Source organism: Cupriavidus phytohabitans (genome assembly GCF_017815025.1).
In the GTDB taxonomy this organism is placed as follows: Bacteria; Pseudomonadota; Gammaproteobacteria; order Burkholderiales; family Burkholderiaceae; genus Cupriavidus.
In genome coordinates, this window is record NZ_JAGIQB010000014.1 from 126512 (window position 1) to 146737 (window position 20226).

Sequence of the window (20226 nt, forward strand, 5' to 3'; positions counted from 1 at the left end):
ATGAACCAGATCCTGTTGAAGGGCGGCAACGTCCTGGACCCCGCCCGCGGCACCGCGCTGCCGCGCGCCGACGTGCTGATCGAGGGCGAGCGCATCGTCGAAGTCTCCGCGCAAGGCATCGTGGCGCCGCATGCGCGGCAGATCGATGTCGCCGGCAAGACCGTGATGCCCGGCCTGATCGACTGCCACGTGCACGTGCTGGCGTCGCTGGCCAACCTGGGCCTGAACGCGGTGCAGCCCAACGTGCTGGTGGCCTTCCGCGCCATGCCGATCATGAAGTCGATGCTGGAGCGGGGCTTCACCACCGTGCGCGATGCCGGCGGCGCCGACTGGGGCCTGTCGCAGGCGGTCGCCACCGGGCTGATCCCCGGGCCGCGCATCTTCCCGTCCGGCAAGGCGCTGTCGCAGACCGGCGGGCATGGTGACTTCCGCCCGCGCGCCGATGTGCTGGAGCCCTGCTCGTGCGCCTTCCGTGCCGGCGCCATCGCGCGCGTTGCCGACGGCGTCGACGCGGTGCGCCTGGCCGTGCGCGAAGAGATCCAGAAGGGCGCCACGCAGATCAAGATCATGGCTTCCGGCGGCGTGGCCTCGCCGACCGACCCGATCGGCAACACCCAGTACAGCGAGGACGAGATCCGCGCGATCGTGGCCGAGGCCGAGGCCGCGCAGACCTACGTGATGGCGCACGCCTACACCGGCCGCGCCATCACCCGGGCCATCCGCTGCGGCGTGCGCACCATCGAGCACGGCAACCTGGTCGATGCCGCGGCGGCGCGCGTGATGCGCGAGCACGGCGCCTTCGTGGTGCCGACGCTGGTCACCTACGATGCGCTGGCGCGCGACGGCGCGCGCCTGGGCCTGCCGCCGGAGTCGGTCGCCAAGATCGAGACCGTGCGCGAGGCTGGCCGCAACTCGCTGGCGATCTACGCCGAGGCCGGCGTGCCGATGGCCTTCGGCTCCGACCTGCTGGGCGAGATGCACCACTACCAGTCCGACGAGTTCCGCATCCGCGCCGGGCTGCTTGGCGCGCTCGAGACCATCCGCTCGGCCACCTCGATTGCCGCCGCGGTGCTGCAGCGCGAGGACGAGCTGGGCACGGTCAGGGCCGGCGCGCTGGCCGACCTGCTGGTGGTCGACGGCGACCCGCTGCAGGACATCGGCCTGCTAGGCGGCCAGGGCGAGCATATCTCGCTGGTCATGCAGGCTGGCCGCATCCACGCGCGCCAGGGCTGAGCGTTCTGTCGGCTTTCCCTTAAGATGGGCGGCTGGATCCCCGACGTCCGGCCGCCCCATGCGCATCTCCCCCCTCCCTCCCCTTCCCTGCCTGGTCGCCTTCGAGGCGGCCATGCGGCACGGCAATTTCACCCGCGCGGCCGCGGAACTGCACCTGACCCAGAGCGCGATCAGCCGGCAGGTGGCGCAACTGGAACGCTTCCTCGGCAAGAAACTCTTCGAGCGCGGCCCGCGCGCGCTGAGCCTGACCGTCAGCGGCCAGCAATACGCCGAGCAGGTCCAGCGCCTGCTGGTCGACTGCGCCGAAGCCACCGAAAGCGTGATGCGGCGCAAGGGCAGCACCGAGCTGACGGTGGCGGCGTCGTCGGGCGTTTCCACGCTGTGGATCGCGCCGCGGCTGGCGCAGTTCCGCGCCGAGCATCCCGACGTGCAGGTGCGGCTGTTCGTCAGCGACGGGCTCGCGTCGCTGGTCGACACCAGCTTCGATGTCGCGCTGTACTACCTGCGCGAAGGCCCGCCGCAGGGGCTCGCCGCGCAACGGCTCTACGACGAGGAAGTGATGCCGGTCTGCGCGCCCGGCTACCTGCGCGGCCGGCGACTGGCCGTGGCCGACTTGCCGGGCGAGACGCTGCTGGTGCTGGAAGACGCGCAGCGCCAGTGGATGTCGTGGCCGGCGTGGCTGGCGCAGAACGGGCTGGGCAAGGCGCGCGTGCAGAACACGGTAGTGTCGAACGCCTACCCGATCCTGGTGCAGCTGGCGATCGAAGGCCACGGCATCGTGCTGGGCTGGCGCCACATGATCGACGGCTGCCTGAAGGACGGCCGGCTGGTGCGCGCGTGCGAGGCCAGCGCCACGCTCGGCGGCGGCTACTACGCGCTGTGGCACCGCGACCGGGTCGAGACGTCGGTCGCGCGCACTTTCCGCCAATGGCTGGTGCAGCAGAGCGGCAGGCCGGCCTAGGCGTGCGCCGCGTTCACCGCGTGCACCGCGTTCACCGGCCAGGGCTGGTCCACCAGGAAGCGCTCGCATAGCAGCGCCCAGTACGCCGCGCCAACCGGGATATTGCCGTCGTTGAAGTCATATCCGGGGTTGTGCACCATGCAGCCGCCCTCGGCTCCCTCGCCATTGCCGATCCACAGGTAGCAGCCAGGCACCGCGTCCAGCATGAAGGCGAAGTCCTCGCTTGCAGCGATCGGCGGCGCCTGGCAGTCAACGTGGCCGGGCCCCAGCAGCTCCAGCGCAACCTGGCCGGCAAACGCCGTTTCCGCCGGCGTATTCACCAGCACCGGGTAGCCGCGCTCGTAGTCGATCCGCGCCGTCACGCCATAGCTTTGCGCCTGCGCGGCAACCAGTTCGCGGATGCGCTGCTCGAGCTGGTCGCGCACGCGGCGGTCCAGCGCGCGCACGCTCAGGCTAAGCACGGCCTGTGCGGGAATGATGTTGGAGACGGTGCCAGCCTGGAACGCGCCCACCGTGACCACCGCTGTCTGCAGCGGATCGACGTTGCGCGCCACGATGGTCTGCAACGCCATCACGATCGAAGCGCCGGCCACGACCGGGTCGGCCGCGTTGTGCGGGAACGCCGCATGGCCGCCGATGCCGGCCAGCGTGATGGTCACGCTGTCGGCCGAGGCCTGCGCCGCGCCCTGGCGCAGCAGCAACCGGCCCGGCGCCGTGCCGGGGACGTTGTGCATGGCGAACACGGCATCGCACGGGTACTTGTCGAACAGCCCCGCTTCCATCATCCGCCTGGCGCCGCCCAAGCCCTCCTCCGCCGGCTGGAAGATCAGGTTCAGCGTACCGCTGAAATTGCCTTGCCGCGCGAGATGCCTGGCGGCGCAAAGCAGCATGGCGGTATGTCCGTCGTGCCCGCAGGCATGCATCACGCCGGGATGGCAGCTGGCATAAGGCAGCCCGGTGGCCTCGGCCATCGGCAGCGCGTCCATGTCGGCGCGGATGCCGAGGCGGCGGCCGCCGCTGCCCCGCCGCAACCGGCCAACGACGCCGGTGGTGCCGAGCCCGCGCTCCACCTCGTAGCCCCATTCGGCGAGCAGGCTGGCCACGATGTCGCTGGTGCGGTGTTCCTCGAAGCCAAGTTCCGGATGGCGATGGAGATCGCGGCGGATGGCAACGAAGGCTTCCGCGCTGTCTTGCAGCGTTTCCAGGCGGGGATGCATGGCGGCCTTCATTGCGGCTGCAGGCCGATGGCACGCGCGATGCCGCGGTACTGGTCGATACTCTGCTGATAGGCCTTCTGGCTTTCCGCCAGCGATGCCGGACGGGATGCGGGCAGGTTCGCGGCATCCAGGCTGGCACGCACCGCCGGGTCGGCCAGCGTCTGCGCCAGCGCCTTGTGCAGCGCCTGCACGACCGGCTCGGCGGTGTCCTTCTTCACGAAAACGCCGGCCCAGGTCGAGTAGTTGAAGCCGCGCAGCGCCCTGCTCTCATTGACGCTCGGCACGGACTTGACCGCGTCGAGCCGCGCCGGCGACAGCACCGCCAGCATCCTGACCTGGCCGGTGCGCATGCGCTCGATGTCGGGCTTGCCGAACGGCGAGACAAAGATATCGACGATGCCGCCCACCAGGTCCTGGATCACGGGCGCGCCGCCCTTGTAAGGCACATGCGTCATCGGCGCGCCGATGGTCTGCGACAGGTGCGCCCCCAGCAGGTGGTAGAGCGAGCCGACGCCGACGCTGGCATACGTCAGCGGCTTGCCCGCCCGGGCCGCCTGCGCGGCATAGGCCGCGAGTTCATCGACATCCTTCACCGGCAGGTCCTTGCGCACCAGGATGGCCAGGTCGACCGCGCCGACCATGTGGACCAGCCGGAAGTCCTCGCTCTTGTACTTGATCGCAGCGTTCGCCAGCGGCGCCGTGATCAGCTCGCCGGGACCGGCCTGGAGCAGCAGGTGCCCGTCGGCCGCCGCATGCAGGACCTTCTGCGCCGCTATCGCACCGCCGGCCCCGCCCAGGTTTTCGACGATGACCGGCTGGCCGAACTGCCGGCCCATTGGCGCATTGAGGTTGCGGGCGACCACGTCCGACAGCCCGCCCGCCGGGAACGGCACCAGCAGCGTGACCGGCCGGTCGGGATAGGCGTGGGCCGGCGCCAGGCCTACGCACAGCAGGCTGGTCACCACCCCGCGCAGCAGCCGGCGGGCAATGTTCTGGAATCGGATTCGGGTCATGGCAGTCTCCTCGGCGCCTTGCGTCGCTTTGTGTGTTGTGCGACCGGATCGTATCGGGCAGCTTGCTATGTGTCCAATGCATTACTCGTCTAAAATTTATTCGTAAAACTCATTCAAAAGGCATCGATGCACCTCAAACACCTGCGCCACCTGCTCATGGTCGCGGACGTGGAATCGTTCAGCCGCGCGGCGCAACGGCTGCACCTGACCCAGTCGGCGCTGAGCCGCAGCATCCAGGCGCTGGAGGACGAACTCGGCGGCAAGCTCATCGACCGCCATGGCCGGCGCAATGTGCTGACCCCGCTGGGCGAACTGATCGCCGAGCGGGCCCGCCGCATGCTGTTCGAGGAAGCCGAGCTGCATCGCAGCGTCGAACTGTTTCACCGCCATCACCTTGGCGCCATCCGCGTCGGACTGGGCGCCGGCCCTGGCGCGGTGCTGATGACGCCATTTCTGCGCCACATGGCCATGCACCACCCCGGCATCCAGGCGGCGGTGTCGCTCGGCACTTCCGACGCGCTGCTGATCCAGCTGCGCCAGCGCACCCTGGATGCGGTCATCGTCGAGGTCACCAGCGTGGCGCCGGCCACCGACCTGCGCCACGAATTGCTGGCGCAGCTTCAGGGCCGTTTCATCTGCCGCGCGGGCCATCCGCTGCTATTGCAGGCCGCTGCCGGCGAGGCCGTGACCTTCGACGATGTCATGCGCTATCCGCTGGCGTCGGCACCGCTGAGCCCGGAAGTCGCGCGCGGGCTGGTCAAGCGCTTCGGCCCGCGCGCCGACCCCGAGCATTGCCTGAGCCTGCGCTGCGAGAACGTGCGCAGCCTGGTGGAGGCCGTACTGGTTTCGGACGCGATCCTGTTCAGCATCGTCGCGGCGGTGCGGACGGAAATCGCCGAGGGGAAACTGTGCGAACTGGCGACCACGCCGGCGGTCGACGACGGCCCCCGCTACGCGTTCTTCACGCTGGCGGGCCGGACCGAGGCGCCGAGCATGGCGCTGTTCCGGCGTTTCGTGGACGAGCACCTGCACGACTGACACCGGCACGCCGGCGCATTGCCGCAGGCAAGTCAGGGCGCCAGCAACGCGGCGCGGCCGGCGGCCAGCACCTCGCGGCTCAGGCCGTCGAGCAGGCCGGACGCGGCGCGCGCGTATTGCCAGTGCAGCGGCACGTCCAGCGGCGTACCCGGCACCAGCTCGACCAGCGAGCCGTCGTCGAGTTGCGGCGCGACCAGCGACTGCGGATGCAGGCCCCAGCCCATGCCGGCCAGCGCCGCGGTCACGAAGGCCTGCGACGACGGCAGCGTGTGCCGGGGCAGCTCCACATGCCGGTGGCACAGCCGCCGCGCCCAGCGCGCCTGAAGTTCGTCCTTGGTGTTGAACACCAGGCTGGGAGCTTGCGCCAGCGTGCCGGCTCCCACGCCGCCGGCAAAATACTGCTGCACGAAAACCGGGCTGGCGGCCGCCAGGTAGCGCATCGCCCCCAGCGGCTGGCTGTTGCAGCCCGCCGCCGGGCGTGCCGTTGCGGTCACGGCTGCCAGCACGGCGCCGCTGCGCAGCCACTCGGTGGTGTGGTCCTGGTCGTCCACGGCCACTTCCATCAGCACGGGGCTGGCCGCCGCGAAGGCCGCGATGGCCGGCGCGGCCCAGGTCGCGAGGCTGTCGGCATTCACCGCGATCGGCAGCGCGACGCGCGCGATTCCTTCCGGCGCGAGCGCGGGCAGCGCGCCCTGCAGATCCTGCTCGAGCAGCCGCACCCGGTCGACGTGCTGGCACAGCCTGCGCCCCGTCTCCGTGGCACGGCAAGGCTGGTCGCGCACCACCAGCGCGCAGCCGAGCCGCTCTTCCAGCAGCCGGATGCGCTGGGAAATGGCCGATGGCGTGACATGAAGCGCGCGCGCGGCACGCTCGAAGCTGCCTTCGCGCACCACGGCGGCCAGCGCGGAGAGCGCGGAATAATCCAGCATTGCCTTAAGTTTTCCTAAATCCAATGAAGTAAAGATAGTTTGTCTTCATTGACTCGGGCAGGCAAGCTGCGCCCATGATGACGCCACTCGCCACCCCTTCCCTATCCTTGTCGGTCTCGCTCCAGGGTATGGCCCTGGGCCTGGGCCTGATTGTCGCCATCGGCGCGCAGAACGCGTTCGTGCTGCGCCAGGGCCTGCGCCGCGAGCATGTCGGCAGCGTGGTGCTGTTCTGCGCCGTTGCGGACGCCTTGCTGATTGCGGCAGGCGTCATGGGTATGGCCCGGGCGCTGGGCGATAGCCCCGGCCTGGCGCGCGCGCTGGCGCTGGCCGGTGCCGCGTTCCTGGCGCTATACGGATGGCGTGCCCTGAAGCGCGCGCGCCAGCCGCACCAGTTGCGGGCGGCGGCCGGACAGGATGGCCTGAGCCGCGGTGCCGCGCTGGCGCAGGCGGCGGCGTTCACGCTGCTCAATCCTCATGTCTATCTCGACACGGTGCTGCTGGTCGGCAGCATCGGCGCGCAGCAGCCGGCGGCGCTGCGCGGCTGGTTCGTGGCGGGCGCGAGTTCGGCCAGCCTGTTCTGGTTCGGGCTGCTGGGATTCGGGGCGCGCTGGCTGGCGCCGTGGTTTGCGCGGCCGTGGGCCTGGCGGGTGCTGGACGGGCTGATCGGCGTGACGATGTTCGTGCTGTCGGCACTGCTGCTGCGTCACGCCCTGGCCGGGAGGTGAAGGTCATTCCCGCGGAAGCGGGAATGACGATGGCCTATGGCGATATGAAAGACGGGCAAGACGGCCGTCAGGCAATCCAGTTGCGGATCGATTGCGCCATCACGCCCGCCGAGATGCCATAGCGGTCGTGCAGCGTGGGCAGTGCGCCGGCATCGAGGAATGCGTCGGGCAACCCGACCTGCCGGAACGGCACCATGGTGCCCGCCTGCATCAGCGTGGCCGCGACCGCCTCGCCCAGGCCGCCGACCACCGTGTGGTTCTCGGCTACCACTACCAGGCGCCCTTGCCGCTTGGCTTCGCGCAGGATGGTCTCGGTATCGAGCGGCTTGATGGTCGGCACATGCAGCACCGCCACGCCAATGCGGTCCTTCTCCAGCGCCTTGGCCACCTCCAGCGCGCGCATGGTCATGATGCCCGACGAGATCACCAGCACCTCGGCGCCGTCGCGCAGCAGCTTGGCCTTTCCAAGCTCGAACTTGTAGTCGTATTCGTCCAGCACCACCGGCACGTTGCCGCGCAGCAGGCGTGCGTACACCGGGCCGTTGTGCGCGGCAATGGCCGGCACCATCTGCTCGATATCGATCGCGTCGCACGGGTCGATCACCGTCATGTTGGGCATGGCGCGCATCAGCGCCAGGTCTTCGGCGGCCTGGTGGCTGGGGCCGTAGCCGGTGGTCAGGCCGGGCAGCGCGCAGACGATCTTCACGTCGAGGTTGTCCTCGGCAATGGTCTGGTGCATGAAGTCGTAGGCGCGGCGCGTGGCAAATACCGCGTAAGTGGTGACGAAGGGCTGCGCGCCTTCATGCGCGAAGCCGGCGGCGGCGCCCATCAGCAGCTGCTCGGCCATGCCCATCTGGTAATAGCGCTCCGGGAACGCCTGCGCAAAGATATGCAGGTCGGTGTACTTGCCCAGGTCGGCGGTCATGCCGATCACGTTCTGCTTCTGGCGGCCCAGTTCCACCAGCGCGTGGCCGAACGGGGCGGCCCGGGTGGCCTGTCCTTCGCCGGCGATGGAGGCGATCATGGCCGAGGTCTTCAGCTTCGGCTTGGCGTTGGTGGTGGCGATGGTATTGCTCATGCTTGTCTCCCGGCTTCCAGGGCCTGCAGTGCGAGTTGCCATTCGTGGGCATCCACGCGGATAAAGTGGTTCTTCTCGCGCTGCTCGAGGAACGGCACGCCGCACCCCATGCGCGTATCGCAGACGATCATGCGCGGCTGCGCGCCGCGATGCTCGCGCGCCGCGCGGAAGGCGGCGGCGACAGCGTCGATGTCGTTGCCGTCGACGCGCTGCGTGAACCAGCCGAATGCTTCCAGCTTCGGCACCAGCGGCTCGAACGCCATGATCTGCGTGGACGGCCCGTCGGCCTGCTGGTTGTTGACGTCGACGATCGCGATCAGGTTGTCCAGCTTCCAGTGCGCGGCGGACAGGATGCCCTCCCAGATCGCGCCCTCGTCCAGCTCGCCGTCGGAGAACAGCGTGTAGACGAAGTTGTCGGAGCCCTTGCGCTTGAGGCCCAGGCAGCGGCCCACGGCGATGGTCAGGCCCTGGCCCAGCGAGCCGCCGGACATTTCCATGCCGGGCGTGTAGCTGGCCATGCCCGACATCGGCAGGCGGCTGTCGTCGCTGCCATAGGTCTCCAGCTCTTCGGCGGGCAGGATGCCGGCCTCCAGCAGCGCCGCGTACAGCGCGATGGCGTAGTGGCCATTGGACAGCAGGAAGCGGTCGCGCCCTTCCCATTCGGGGTCTTCCGGGCGGTAGCGCATGGCGTCGAAGTAGGCCACGGCGAGCACGTCGGCGATATCGAGCGCCTGGCCGATATAGCCCTGGCCCTGGACTTCGCCCATCAGCAAGGCGTTGCGGCGGATGCGGTAGGCGCGTTCCCGCAAGGACACGGCCTTGTCGGTGGTTGCTTGTTGCATGATGTCTCCAGCAATCGGTTCGATCAGAGTTTCAGAAGGTCGGCAAAGAGGGGGGCTTCAGCGGTTCACTTCAGCGGTCCACTTCAGCGGTTCACGGACCTGGCCGGGACCAGGAGCACCAGCATCGCCCCGAAGACCACGGTGCCCGAGATGAACACCAGTCCGGCGGTGGACTTGCCAGTCAGGTCGTTCAGCCAGCCTACGATGGCGGGCGAGAAGAAGCCGGCCAGGTTGGCGACGCAGTTGACCGCGGCGATGCCCGCTGCCGCCGACATGCCGCCAAGCAGCGCGGTGGGCAGCGCCCAGAACTGCGACGACGAGGCCAGGATGCCGGCGGCGGCGATGCACAGGCACACCAGCGACGCGCTGACACTGCCCAGCAGCGGCAAGGTGGCAAAGCCGGCGGCGGCGACCACCATCGGCACGATCAGGTGGAAGCGGCGCTCGCGGCGGCGGTCGGCGCTCATGCCCACCAGCGGCAGCGCCACGATGGCGCACAGGTACGGCAGCGCGGTGTAGATGCCCACCCACAGCGGATCGGCAACGCCGGCCTTGCGGATGATCGTTGGCAGCCAGAAGGTCAGCCCGTACTGGCCCAGCACCACGCAGAAGTAGATCGCTGCCATCAGCCACAGGCGGCGGTCGCCCATGAACGAGCGGATCGACATGTGCTCCATCTTGTGCGCGTTGTCGCCTTCGATATTGCGCTTGAGCAGCGCCTTCTCGGCGTCGGTCAGCCAGTGCGCCTGGTCGATGCCATTGTCGAGGTAGTACAGGATCGCCACGCCCAGGCACAGCGACGGCAGCGCTTCGATCAGGAACAGCCACTTCCAGCCGGCCAGGTCGCCCACGCCGTGGAAGGCATGCATGATCCAGCCCGACAGCGGCCCGCCCACGATGCCGGCCAGCGGAATCGCCATGAAGAACATCGACAAGGCCTTGGCACGCCGCTCGGACGGGAACCAGTACGTCATGTACAGGATCACGCCAGGTGCGAAGCCGGCCTCCGCCACGCCGAGCAGGAAGCGCAGCACGTAGAACTGGGTTGGCGTGGTGACAAAGGCGAAGCACGCCGAGATCACCGCCCAGGTCAGCATGATGCGCGCCAGCCAGCGCTTGGCGCCGACCTTGTGCAGGATCACGTTGCTCGGCACTTCGAAGATGAAGTAGCCGAGGAAGAAGATGCCGGCGCCGAGGCCGTAGATGGTTTCGCTGAACTGCAGGTCGCTCAGCATCTGCAGCTTGGCGAAGCCGACATTGACCCGGTCCAGGTAGGCGCCCAGGTAGCACAGCATCAGGAACGGGATCAGCCGCTTCACCACCTTGGCGTAGGTGCGGGTCTCGAAGGTGGCGGAATCGGCGTGCAGCGTCGCTTCGCCGCCAATGGGCGAAGCCGCGTATTTGGTCTTCATCGGTTGTCTCCTGCCTGGTGGCGCCGCGCTGCGGTGCCCCGGCTGTTGAAGGTCCCGCCTCTTTCGGGCGGCTTCACTTGAATTTAGTGGATCAGCATGCCGCCGTTGACGTCGAGCGTGATGCCGGTCAGGTACGCGGACATGTCGCTCGCCAGGAACACGCAGGCGTTGGCCACGTCGGCGGCATTGCCCAGGCGGCCCAGCGGGATGCCCTTGATGATGTCGGCGCGCATCTCTGGCGTGAGCTTGTCGCCGGTGATGTCGGTCTGGATCAGGCCCGGCGTGATCGAATTGACGCGGATGCCGTCCGGCCCGAACTCGCGCGCCATGGCGCGTGCCAGCCCCAGCACTCCGGCCTTGGCGGCGCTGTAGTGCGGCCCGCCGAAGATGCCGCCGCCGCGCTGCGCCGACACCGACGACATGCACACGATGCTGCCGCGCTTCTGCTCTCGCATCTGCGGCAGCACCGCCTGCGACATGTACAGCGTGCCGCGCAGGTTCACGTCGAGCACGGCGTCGTAGTTGGCCGCCTGGATATCGAGCGTGCGCACCGGCTGGGTGATGCCCGCGTTATTCACGAGGGCGTCGATGCGGCCGTAGCGCTGCAGCACGGCCTGCGCCGCGCGTTCGCAGGCGGCCTTGTCGGTCACGTCGCAGGCCAGGCCCAGGTGCCGGTCACCGAGCTCGCCGGCGGCGGCCTGCGCGTCTTCAAGGCGCAGATCCAGGATCACCACGGTGGCGCCCTGCGCGGCGAAGGCCCTGGCGGTGGCCTTGCCGATGCCGCGCGCCGAGGCGGCACCGGTGATGATGACTACGTTGTTCTCGACCAGCATCTTTGTCTCCTTGCAATTGGACTTGGGATGTGTCGAGTTTTGTCGCTGGCGGCCTGACGATCAACGCGGTCTGCCTCAGCTATTGCTGAGAAATTTTCAAATGTCGGCGAAGGCGCCCGGAAGAGTGAGACGCTTCATTCACTTCACTGGCCCCGCAGGGGGCGTCGCGCGTTCAGCGCGGCGCCGGCAGCTGGCGGTCGAGCCAGGCCAGGAAGCGCGCCACGCGCGGCAACTCCGCGTTCTGCGCCGGGCAGACCAGGTGGTGGCTGCCCACCTCCAGCGCGTGGCTGTCGTCGAACACCGGCACCAGCGCGCCCTTGCGGATCTGCACCGATGCCAATAGCGTGCTCTCCAGCGCCACGCCCAGTCCCAGTGCGGCAGTCTCCAGCGACATGTAGGAGCGGTCGAAGCTGAAGTCGAAGGTCTTGTGCGAAGCCGGCACGCCGAACCGCGCGAACCACTGTTGCCACTGCACCAGCGGCGTTTCGGAATAGATCAGCCGCTGCGCGAGCAAATCCTCGGGTGTACGGATCGGATGCTTTTCGAGATAGGCGGGAGAAGCCAGCGGCGCAATCGTCTCGCGCCGCAGCGTCTTCACCTGCAGATCGCGCCAGTGCGCGTAGCCGTGGCGGATATCAACATCGTAGTAGCCGCTTGTGAACGACACGTCTTCATACGAGCAGGACAGGTTGAGCTGGATATCGCCATTGTCGGCCTGGAACGATTCCAGCCGTGGCAGCAGCCACATCAGGCCGAAGCTCGGGCTCGAATGGACACGCAGAATCTCGATATTCGCGGGGCTCGAGGCGCGTTCGGTAGCGCGGTTGAGATCGGCAAGCACGCCGGTGATATCGCGCAGATACTGCTCGCCAACCGACGTCAGCGCCAGCCCGCGTCCTTGCCGGAAGAACAGCGCCTGGCCAAGGATCTCTTCCAGATTGCTGAGCTGGTGGCTGACGGCGGACGCCGTCAGGCCGAGTTCCTCCGCGGCGCGGCTGACGCTCTTGGTCCTGGCGACGCTTTCGAAGGCGATAATGGCCTTTACCGGAGGAATCCGCATGGCATGTGGTTCGGCATGGAGTCGCAGCGATTCTACTGGGTGTTGCGGGCCGCGTGCCGCCGAATGCGGCGGTCCGCGGTCCGCCGCGGTTACTTGCGCTGCATCCCGACCACGGTCGGCTTGCCGTCGACATTGTCGAATGTGGCCCACACCGATTCGCCTTCCCGGAAATGCTGCAACGAGGCGCGATCCTTGACCGGGAACGCCATGGTCATGGCGGACATGCCGAGGTTCTCGACCGGGTCATGCCTGAGCGTGACTTTGCCGGCCTTCATATCGATCTTCTTGATTTCCGCCGCAACCGGGCGGGCAGCCTGCTTCGACCCCGCCGACGGCTTCATGTCCATGCCGTCCATCGATCCCGCAGCGAATGCCGCCGGAGTGGCGGCGAGGGCCAGCACGATTGCGAGAGTCTTGACGCGTTTCATCTTGATTCCTCCTGAAGCGAGGGTTGAGTGGAAAGTGGGGTGGATCCTGGCTTGCGCCTGCGCATCAGCAGGTACGCCGCCGGCACGACAAACAGGGACAGCAACGGGGCAGTCACCATGCCGCCGACCATCGGGGCGGCAATGCGCTGCATGACTTCCGAGCCGGTGCCGTGCGACCACATGATGGGAACCAGGCCTGCGAGAATAACCGCGACCGTCATGGCTTTGGGGCGCACGCGCAGTACCGCGCCTTCCTGGATGGCTTCCATCAGGGCAGCCGAGCCGGTCTCGCCACGGTCCTCGCGCAGGCTCCAGGCCTGCTTCAGGTAGAGCAGCATGATTACGCCAAACTCCGCCGCAACCCCGGCCAGCGCAATGAAGCCGACGACGCCGGCCACCGACAGGTTGTAGCCCAGCAGGTAAAGCAGCCAGAACCCGCCGATCAGCGCCAGCGGCAGCGTGCCCATGATGAGCAGCGCTTCGTCGAGACGGCCGAACACCAGGTAGAGCAGCACGAAGATGATCAGCAGCGTGAACGGCACTAACACCTTCAGCTTCGCCGTCGCCCGCTCCAGGTACTCGAACTGCCCCGACCAGCTGAGCGAGTAGCCCGCCGGCATCGGCACCGCCTTTGCCACCGCGGCCTGCATGTCCCGGACGGCCGAGCGCAGGTCGCGTCCGCGGATATCCACGTACACCCAGCCGGACAGGCGGGCGTTTTCGCTGCGAAGCATCGGCGGCCCCTGCACCACCTGGATGCGCGCCACGTCGGCCAGGACGATCTGCTGGCCCCTGTCGGTGACGATGGGGAGGTTGCGCAGCTGCTCGACCGATTCGCGGTAGTCGCGCGGATAACGGACGTTGATGGGAAAACGCGCCAGCCCGTCGACGACTTCCCCCACGTTGTCGCCGCCGATCGCCGACGACACGATGCGCTGGACATCCTCGATGTTCAGGCCATACCGGCCGGCCGCCATGCGATCGATGTCGACGTCGATATAGCGCCCCCCGGTCAGCCGTTCGGCGAGCGCCGAGGTGACGCCAGGCACCGCCCTGACGGCGTCTTCGATGCGCGTGGCGAGGCGGTCGATTTCCTTCAGGTCAGCGCCGGCCACCTTGATGCCCACGGGACTCTTGATGCCGGTGGCGAGCATGTCGATGCGGTTGCGGATCGGCGGCACCCAGATATTGGACAGGCCCGGCACCTTCACCACCCGGTCGAGTTCCTCCACCAGCTTGTCGGCCGTCATGCCGGCACGCCACTGGTCACGCGGCTTGAACTGGATGGTGGTCTCGAACATCTCGATCGGCGCCGGATCGGTCGCGGTATCGGCGCGGCCCGCCTTGCCGAACACGGTGGCCACCTCGGGCACGGTCTTGATCATGCGGTCGGTCTGTTGCAGCAGCTGCGCTGCCTTGCCGACGGACAGCCCCGGCAGCGCCGATGGCATGTACAGCAGGTCGCCCTCGTCGAGGGGCGGCATGAACTCGCCGCCGATCCGCATGACCGGCCACGCGGTCGCAAGCAACAGCAGCGCGGCGATCGCCACGGTGGCCCGGGGAAAGGCAAGCACCCTGGCGAGCACGGGCCGGTAGGCGCGGATCAGCCATCGGCTGAGCGGATTCGACTGCTCGGCAGGGATCCTGCCGCGGATCAGGTAGCCCATCAGGACCGGCACCAGGGTCACGGACAGTCCCGCCGCCGCGGCCATGGAATAGGTCTTGGTGTAGGCCAGCGGCGAGAACAGCCTGCCCTCCTGCGCTTCGAGCGCAAACACCGGGATAAACGACAGCGTGATGATCAGCAGCGACAGGAACAGCGCGGGCCCGACCTCGGCTGCCGCCCCGCCGATCACGCTCCAGCGCTCATGCCCGCCCAGCTCGCGACCGGGATTGTCCGCATGCCAGTGCTCCAGGTGCTTGTGCGCGTTCTCGATCATGACAACCGCGGCATCGACCATGGCGCCGATGGCGATCGCGATTCCGCCCAGCGACATGATGTCGGCATTGACGCCCTGGTATCGCATGACCAGGAACGCGGCCAGCACACCAAGCGGCAATGAAACGATGGCCACCAGCGCTGAGCGCAGGTGGAACAGAAAAGCCAGGCAGACCAGGGCGACGACAATAAACTCTTCGGCCAGCTTGTGCGCCAGGTTTTCCACCGCCCGGTTGATCAGCGCAGAGCGGTCGTAGGTGGTAACAATCTGCACGCCAGCCGGCAAACTCTGCTGCAACGTGGCGAGCCTGGCCTTGACCGCCTCAATGGTTTCCAGTGCGTTCTTGCCCGAGCGCATCACGATGACGCCGCCGGCGACCTCGCCCTGGCCGTCGAGCTCGGCAATGCCGCGACGCATCTCGGGACCGAGCTGGATGACGGCGACATCGCCCAGCCGCACCGGGATGCCGGCGTCGCTGGTCACCAGCGGGATCTGCCGGAAATCGTCGAGGGTCTTCAGGTACCCGCTGGCGCGGACCATGTACTCCGCTTCCCCCAGCTCCAGCACCGAGCCGCCGGTTTCCTGGTTGGCCCCCTTTAGCGCCGCCAGCACACTGGCCTGCGACAGGTTGTAGGCGCGCAGCCGATCCGGCATCAGCACGATCTGGTACTGCCTGACCATGCCCCCCAGCGAGGCGACTTCGGCGACGTTGGGCAGCGATTTCAGCTCGAAGCGCAGGAACCAGTCCTGCAGCGCGCGCAACTGGCTCAGGTCATGCTGCCCGGACTTGTCCACCAGCGCGTACTCGTAGATCCAGCCGACGCCGGTAGCGTCCGGCCCCAGTGCCGGCCTGGCTGCGGCGGGCAGGCGCGACTGCACCTGGTTCAGGTATTCCAGGACCCGCGACCGTGCCCAGTAGAGGTCGGTGCCATCTTCGAACAGCACGTAGACAAAGGAGTCGCCAAAGAACGAATAGCCGCGCACGGTCCTGGCGCCGGGCACCGACAGCATGGTGGTGGTCAGCGGATAGGTGACCTGGTTCTCGACAATCTGCGGCGCCTGGCCGGGAAACGGCGTGCGGATGATGACCTGCACGTCGGACAGGTCCGGCAATGCATCCAGCGGCATGCTGCGCGCCGCCCACAGTCCCCATGCGGTCAGCAGGATCGTGGCCAGCAGTACCAGGAAGCGGTTGCGGATGGACGCAAGAATAAGCCGGGCGATCATGGCTTGGCCTCCTGGGTGACGCCAGCCGGCTCGACCGAAGACAGGATCGCCATGCCGTCCTTGTCCAGGTGGAAGCGGAACCGGATGCGGTCACCGGGCTTGAGCCCTTTCGGCAGGCCCGCAGGCGGCGCGGCGAAATCCATGGTCATTGCGCCCCACTGCACCGAGGGGATGGGGCCGTGCGAGATGGTCAGGCTCTCGGTGCCACGATCGCTGCCGTTGACTGCCTCGATGCGGCCGAGGCCCTCGTGCCCGGGCGCGGCTGCCGCCGGCGCGGAAGCCGCCGGAGAAGCACCCATGCGCTCTGCGGTGCCGCGCAGGCTGGCCTCCGAATCGATCAGGAATTGTCCGGAGGTGACCACCTTCTGGCCAGCCCTCAGCCCATCCAGCACCTCGACCATGCCCGCGGCCTCGCGTCCGGTCCTGATGTCGGTTGCCACAAAACCTGCCGTGCCGGCATCCACCATGACGATGCTGCGCCGGCCGGTCCGGATGACGGATTCCAGGGGAATCATCAGCGCCTCTTTCTGCTCGCCGCTGTCGAAACGGGCCGTCACGAACATGCCCGGCAACAGCTGCCTGCCCTTGTTGGGCAGGACAATGCGCACCTTGACGGTACGCGTGGCCGGATTGACGTCCGGCAGGACGGTGTCGATCGTTCCGGCCAGTGGCTCGGTTGCGCCGGCGGGCAATACCTTGACCGCCTGGCCGGGAACAATGGCGCGGGCCTGGCCCTCCGGGACCTCGGCAATCACCCAGATCCGGCTCAGGTCGGCCAGGCGGAACAGTGTCGTGCCCGGGGAAACCGTCATGCCCTCGCGGACCGCGACCTCGGTCACGACGCCGTCGACCGGACTCACGATGCCAGCATGGGGCTGGAGCTTGCCGGACGACTCGACCGCGCTCACCTGGCCTGGCGTCATGCCCGCCTGCAGCATGCGGGCCCTGGCCGCACCGAGCAGGTCAGTCCGGCCATCGGCGGCCGTGCGGGACACGGCGAGGTATTCCTCCTGCGCGGCGATCCAGTCGGGGGAGTACACCGTCACAAGGACTTGCCCGCGCCGAACCGGGTCGAGGGTTGCCTTGACGGCAACATGCTGAACGAAGCCAGTGGTTCGTGCCTGAATCACCTGGACACTGCGTTCGTCGATGGCGACATTGCCTGGCGCCTCGAGCACGGCGCTGAGCCGGCCGGTCCTGGCCTCGGACGTGCGGATGCCCAGATTCTGCGCGACACGGCTGTCGACCGTGACCCCGCCGCCCGCGCCTTCCCCATCGGCGTAGACCGGCACGAGCTGCATATCCATGAAGGGAGACTTGCCCGGCTTGTCGAAGCGCTGGCCGGGCACCATCGGATCATGCCAGTACAGGATCTTCTTGCCGGTCTTCGGATCGATGTCACCTGCCTTGAGCGCGGGCCCGGCGCCGGGTGTCCGCGACTGGGCAAGTTGTGTCCCGCGCGTGACGCCGAGATGATAGGCGCTATAGATAGCGGCGCCGGCGAGAACGAGGGCGGCGGCCGCTGCAATACGTGCTTTTTTCATTGGAGATCCTTGATGGCCGGCCCGGTCTGCGCGGTTGGCAGAGGGACCAGGAAGGTCAGCTCGGCCCAGAGCCTGGCCGTCCTGGCCTCCAGCGCCAGCCGTTCCGCCGCCATGTCGATGGCGCGATGGCTGGCCTCGGCGACAGCGGGCAGCGACCCGGTATTGGCCCGGTAGGCCGTGAGCGCGGCATCCGCTTGCGCGCGGGCCAGCGGCAAGGTCTTCTCGTCGTAGCGCTTGAGCCGCTCCAGATTGCGCTGCAGTTCGGCAAGCCTGGCGCCCACCATGGCCTGTGTGTTGCGGCGGATGATTTCGGCCCTGGCGCGCGCCTCGTTGGCCTGTGCGAGCCTGGCTGCGACATCGCGGTCCTGGCGATTACCGCGGTCCCAGGGTACCGGGAAGCTGACGTTGAGCGACCCCATATTGGAGTAGGCCGGGCCGCGCTGGCTGTACATCAGCTCTACCGTCACATCCGGTTTGCGGGCTTCTGTCGCCACCTGGATCTCCGACTCCGCCAGGGCCACTTCACGCCGCGCCGCCGTCACCTCAGGCACCGCGTCGAATTCGCCTTGCAGCAGGTGCTGAATGCCTTGCGGCACGTCGAGCGGCGGGCGCTCCGACAACGGGCGCCTGGCCGCGGGCCCGACCCAGCGCTCGAGATTGAGCATGGCCGTTGCAATAGCGGCACGGTTTTCGTCCTGGCGGTCGTGCAGCTTCTCGATTTCAAGCTCCATCGCCAGGACATCCGCACGCGAGCCACGCCCGCTGCGATAGGCGGCCGTCGCCGCCTGGAGCGCCAGATCCAGCGGGTGGACGTGATGGCCGAGGAGGACGGCGGTCTGCTCGGCGTACCACAGGTCAAGCCAGGCACCGACCGCATTGCGCTGCACGCCGGCCAGTCCGACGGCTCGTTTCGCCTCGGCGGCGGTCGCCTCGGCCGCGGAACGCGCCGCTCTTGCGCGGCGCTTGTCCGCGCGCGTGAATTCCTGCATCACGCTGACCGACCGCATGGTCATGAAGTCCCGGGTCAGCGAGAACTGGTCCGGCCCGTTCAGGGGGACGTTGTTCAGCCCGAGCTTGAGCACCGGATCCGGCAACTGGCCGGCGGCGACCGCCATTTGCGCGGCCGACTCGACGGCGCCGGGAGAAGATTCGGCATTGCCCGCGTGGGCCGTCGCGAGCGCGACGGTTTCCTCGAGGGAAAGAGTTGGAGCGGCTTGCGCGGCTGCGGCGTGCAACCACGCCGGGCCCAGGGCAGGCGCGCACAGCAGCGCCAGTGCCAGGCGACGAAGAGAAAGCATAAAGCCTCCGTGAGCGACGACAGCTGCCCGGTCTGGCGGGCAGCGCTGAATGGACGTCGATCCGGAGGCTACGTTTGGAAACTGCAGTGAAGGATGTTCAGGGCCGGTGGGCCGCGGGCTTCCACTTCCGCGCGCAGCGCGACGCGGATATCAGCGAGGACCACGCGCGTGGGTTCCACGATGCTCCTCAGCACCGGCAGGAATGCCGGCAGCTGCGCGTGGGCATGGTCCGCACTCCTGGAATCGGCCTGGCAGTGCGCCTGGCATAGCCCGCTCTGGTCAATCCCCTGGTAGTCGCTGCCAGGCGCCATGTCGGCGCACGATTCGGTCATTGCCGCCGCCGTGCCACTGCCATCCATCTGGTAGCGGATGCCGGTACAGGCGTACGCGGCCGCTGCCAGTTGAACTGTCAGAAATACAACAAGCAGGAGGCCGGCGAAGACGGGATGCCGGCGGACAGCGTGGCGCAAGTGATGTGTCGGTGGCGTGCGCGGTTGCGTACGTGAGGAAGGATACTGCGTTTTCGGGTGATCGACGTGACTCTTGGCGGATTGCAGGGCGTGTCAACAAGAATGCACACAGAAACGAAAACGAAAGCACAAAATCGTGCAAAAACGCTGAAACCATCGGGGAATGCCCCTAGGGCACCGGGCAACATTGTTTAGAGTGCTTACTCTAGAATGGGTCGCGAATGATGCAACGCAGCACGCCGGGCGTCTCCTTCGACGCACACGGTCGTGCGTCCACCAGCTACCGTCGTCGGGCAACCGTGCCCAGGCGGATCCAAGGAAACCATTGCATGCCCGTTTTCGCGCCCGATCAGCTCGCTGCCACCCACGGCAGCGGCTTCGCTGACTGCTTTGCCTACTCCAGCATCCTGTTTGCCGGCTTCCAGCGGATCGCCGAGCTGAACCTGCAGACCGCGCAGGCGGCCTTCGAGGAAAGCCAGCAACGCATGCAGGCGCTGCTGGCCAGCAAGGACCTGCGCAAGGTCCTCGACATGCAGAACGGCCTGACACCCCTTGCCGCCGACAAGGCCTGCGCCTACACGCGGCAGGTGTGCGAAATCGCGTCCGAAACGCAGGCCGAACTTGCGCAGCTGGCGCAGGCTCGCTTCCAGCAAGCGGTCGAACTTGCACAATCCAGGCTGAGCCACGCCACCGCGTCGGCTTTCGCCGGGCGAGTCGCTGCATAAACCACGGCCGCCGGGCGCGCCGCGCCGCATGCCGCCCCTGCCGCGGCCGCGGCGCCGCGTCAGTGCACAAGAGAGAAGCGTGCAATGAAGGTGCTGTTGATTGAATCCCACGCTTTGCTACGGGTGGCGTTGCGCAGGACGCTTCGGCGGGCCGGGTGTCAGGCACGTTGCCTTAGCAGGCTGCTGAAGTACTAGCCGCGCAAAAAGCGAAGCTTGCCTCTACAAGGCTGAAGGGCTCGCTATTTTTCACAAT

The 20226-nt window shown here is 67.8% G+C and carries 18 protein-coding genes; 5 read left to right on the forward strand and 13 right to left on the reverse strand.

Features of this window, described 5'->3' with window-relative positions:
* Together J8I34_RS12360 and J8I34_RS12365 are read left to right on the forward strand one after the other, a co-directional pair.
* Positions 1 to 1233, forward strand: a complete 1233-nt coding sequence (locus J8I34_RS12360; RefSeq protein ID WP_209770136.1) for a metal-dependent hydrolase family protein — start codon at positions 1 to 3, stop codon at positions 1231 to 1233.
* A gap of 58 nt (positions 1234 to 1291) precedes the next feature.
* Positions 1292 to 2194 (forward strand): LysR substrate-binding domain-containing protein, encoded by a 903-nt coding sequence (locus J8I34_RS12365; protein ID WP_029044605.1) that lies wholly within the window; start codon positions 1292 to 1294, stop codon positions 2192 to 2194.
* Here J8I34_RS12365 and J8I34_RS12370 read toward each other — a convergent pair.
* Both J8I34_RS12370 and J8I34_RS12375 read right to left on the reverse strand, forming a co-directional pair.
* Positions 2191 to 3411: a M20 aminoacylase family protein gene (locus tag J8I34_RS12370; RefSeq protein ID WP_209770134.1), complete on the reverse strand. Its 1221-nt coding sequence runs from the start codon at positions 3409 to 3411 to the stop codon at positions 2191 to 2193. The two genes, J8I34_RS12365 and J8I34_RS12370, sit on opposite strands and share 4 nt — an antisense overlap.
* 8 nt (positions 3412 to 3419) lie before the next feature.
* The gene (locus J8I34_RS12375; protein ID WP_209770132.1) at positions 3420 to 4424 is read right to left on the reverse strand and encodes a Bug family tripartite tricarboxylate transporter substrate binding protein; all 1005 of its coding nucleotides are present in this window, start codon (positions 4422 to 4424) and stop codon (positions 3420 to 3422) included.
* A 126-nt stretch (positions 4425 to 4550) separates the two neighbouring features.
* On the opposite strand from J8I34_RS12375, the gene J8I34_RS12380 reads away from it, so the two are divergent.
* A complete protein-coding gene (locus J8I34_RS12380; protein ID WP_209770130.1) occupies positions 4551 to 5462 on the forward strand; it encodes a LysR family transcriptional regulator in 912 nt (303 codons plus the stop codon).
* A gap of 32 nt (positions 5463 to 5494) precedes the next feature.
* Here J8I34_RS12380 and J8I34_RS12385 read toward each other — a convergent pair whose 3' ends face one another.
* Complete coding sequence (locus J8I34_RS12385) at positions 5495 to 6391, reverse strand: LysR family transcriptional regulator ArgP (RefSeq protein ID WP_209770128.1); 897 nt, start codon at positions 6389 to 6391, stop codon at positions 5495 to 5497.
* 74 nt (positions 6392 to 6465) lie between these two features.
* Here J8I34_RS12385 and J8I34_RS12390 point away from each other — a divergent pair, with 74 nt between their 5' ends.
* On the forward strand, positions 6466 to 7116 hold the full coding sequence (locus J8I34_RS12390) for a LysE/ArgO family amino acid transporter (protein ID WP_209806160.1): 651 nt from the start codon (positions 6466 to 6468) through the stop codon (positions 7114 to 7116).
* 67 nt (positions 7117 to 7183) lie between these two features.
* Here J8I34_RS12390 and J8I34_RS12395 read toward each other — a convergent pair whose 3' ends face one another.
* The 10 genes from J8I34_RS12395 to J8I34_RS12440 all read right to left on the reverse strand — a co-directional run bounded on the left by J8I34_RS12395 (position 7184) and on the right by J8I34_RS12440 (position 19110).
* The gene (locus J8I34_RS12395; RefSeq protein WP_209806161.1) at positions 7184 to 8194 is read right to left on the reverse strand and encodes a transketolase family protein; all 1011 of its coding nucleotides are present in this window, start codon (positions 8192 to 8194) and stop codon (positions 7184 to 7186) included.
* Complete coding sequence (locus J8I34_RS12400; RefSeq protein WP_209770121.1) at positions 8191 to 9036, reverse strand: transketolase; 846 nt, start codon at positions 9034 to 9036, stop codon at positions 8191 to 8193. The genes J8I34_RS12395 and J8I34_RS12400 overlap by 4 nt, the downstream gene beginning before the upstream one ends.
* A gap of 83 nt (positions 9037 to 9119) precedes the next feature.
* Positions 9120 to 10448 carry an MFS transporter gene (locus tag J8I34_RS12405; protein ID WP_029044612.1) on the reverse strand — a complete coding sequence of 443 codons (1329 nt, stop codon included), beginning with the start codon at positions 10446 to 10448 and terminating at the stop codon, positions 9120 to 9122.
* An 83-nt stretch (positions 10449 to 10531) separates the two neighbouring features.
* Positions 10532 to 11281 carry an SDR family NAD(P)-dependent oxidoreductase gene (locus J8I34_RS12410; protein ID WP_029044613.1) on the reverse strand — a complete coding sequence of 250 codons (750 nt, stop codon included), beginning with the start codon at positions 11279 to 11281 and terminating at the stop codon, positions 10532 to 10534.
* Positions 11282 to 11453: 172 nt separating this feature from the next.
* The gene (locus tag J8I34_RS12415; protein WP_029044614.1) at positions 11454 to 12341 is read right to left on the reverse strand and encodes a LysR substrate-binding domain-containing protein; all 888 of its coding nucleotides are present in this window, start codon (positions 12339 to 12341) and stop codon (positions 11454 to 11456) included.
* Positions 12342 to 12430: 89 nt separating this feature from the next.
* A complete protein-coding gene (locus J8I34_RS12420) occupies positions 12431 to 12769 on the reverse strand; it encodes a copper-binding protein (protein ID WP_209770117.1) in 339 nt (112 codons plus the stop codon).
* Positions 12766 to 15936: an efflux RND transporter permease subunit gene (locus tag J8I34_RS12425; protein WP_209806162.1), complete on the reverse strand. Its 3171-nt coding sequence runs from the start codon at positions 15934 to 15936 to the stop codon at positions 12766 to 12768. The genes J8I34_RS12420 and J8I34_RS12425 overlap by 4 nt, the downstream gene beginning before the upstream one ends.
* Positions 15933 to 17480, reverse strand: a complete 1548-nt coding sequence (locus tag J8I34_RS12430) for an efflux RND transporter periplasmic adaptor subunit (protein WP_209806163.1) — start codon at positions 17478 to 17480, stop codon at positions 15933 to 15935. Before J8I34_RS12430 ends, J8I34_RS12425 begins: the two co-directional genes overlap by 4 nt.
* Positions 17477 to 18778: a TolC family protein gene (locus J8I34_RS12435; RefSeq protein ID WP_209806164.1), complete on the reverse strand. Its 1302-nt coding sequence runs from the start codon at positions 18776 to 18778 to the stop codon at positions 17477 to 17479. The genes J8I34_RS12430 and J8I34_RS12435 overlap by 4 nt, the downstream gene beginning before the upstream one ends.
* 68 nt (positions 18779 to 18846) lie before the next feature.
* Complete coding sequence (locus J8I34_RS12440) at positions 18847 to 19110, reverse strand: hypothetical protein (protein ID WP_369796384.1); 264 nt, start codon at positions 19108 to 19110, stop codon at positions 18847 to 18849.
* 467 nt (positions 19111 to 19577) lie between these two features.
* Here J8I34_RS12440 and phaP point away from each other — a divergent pair, with 467 nt between their 5' ends.
* Positions 19578 to 19973, forward strand: coding sequence for a TIGR01841 family phasin (gene phaP / locus J8I34_RS12445; protein ID WP_051320268.1), 396 nt, complete (start codon positions 19578 to 19580; stop codon positions 19971 to 19973).
* The last annotated feature ends 253 nt before the right edge of the window (positions 19974 to 20226 follow it).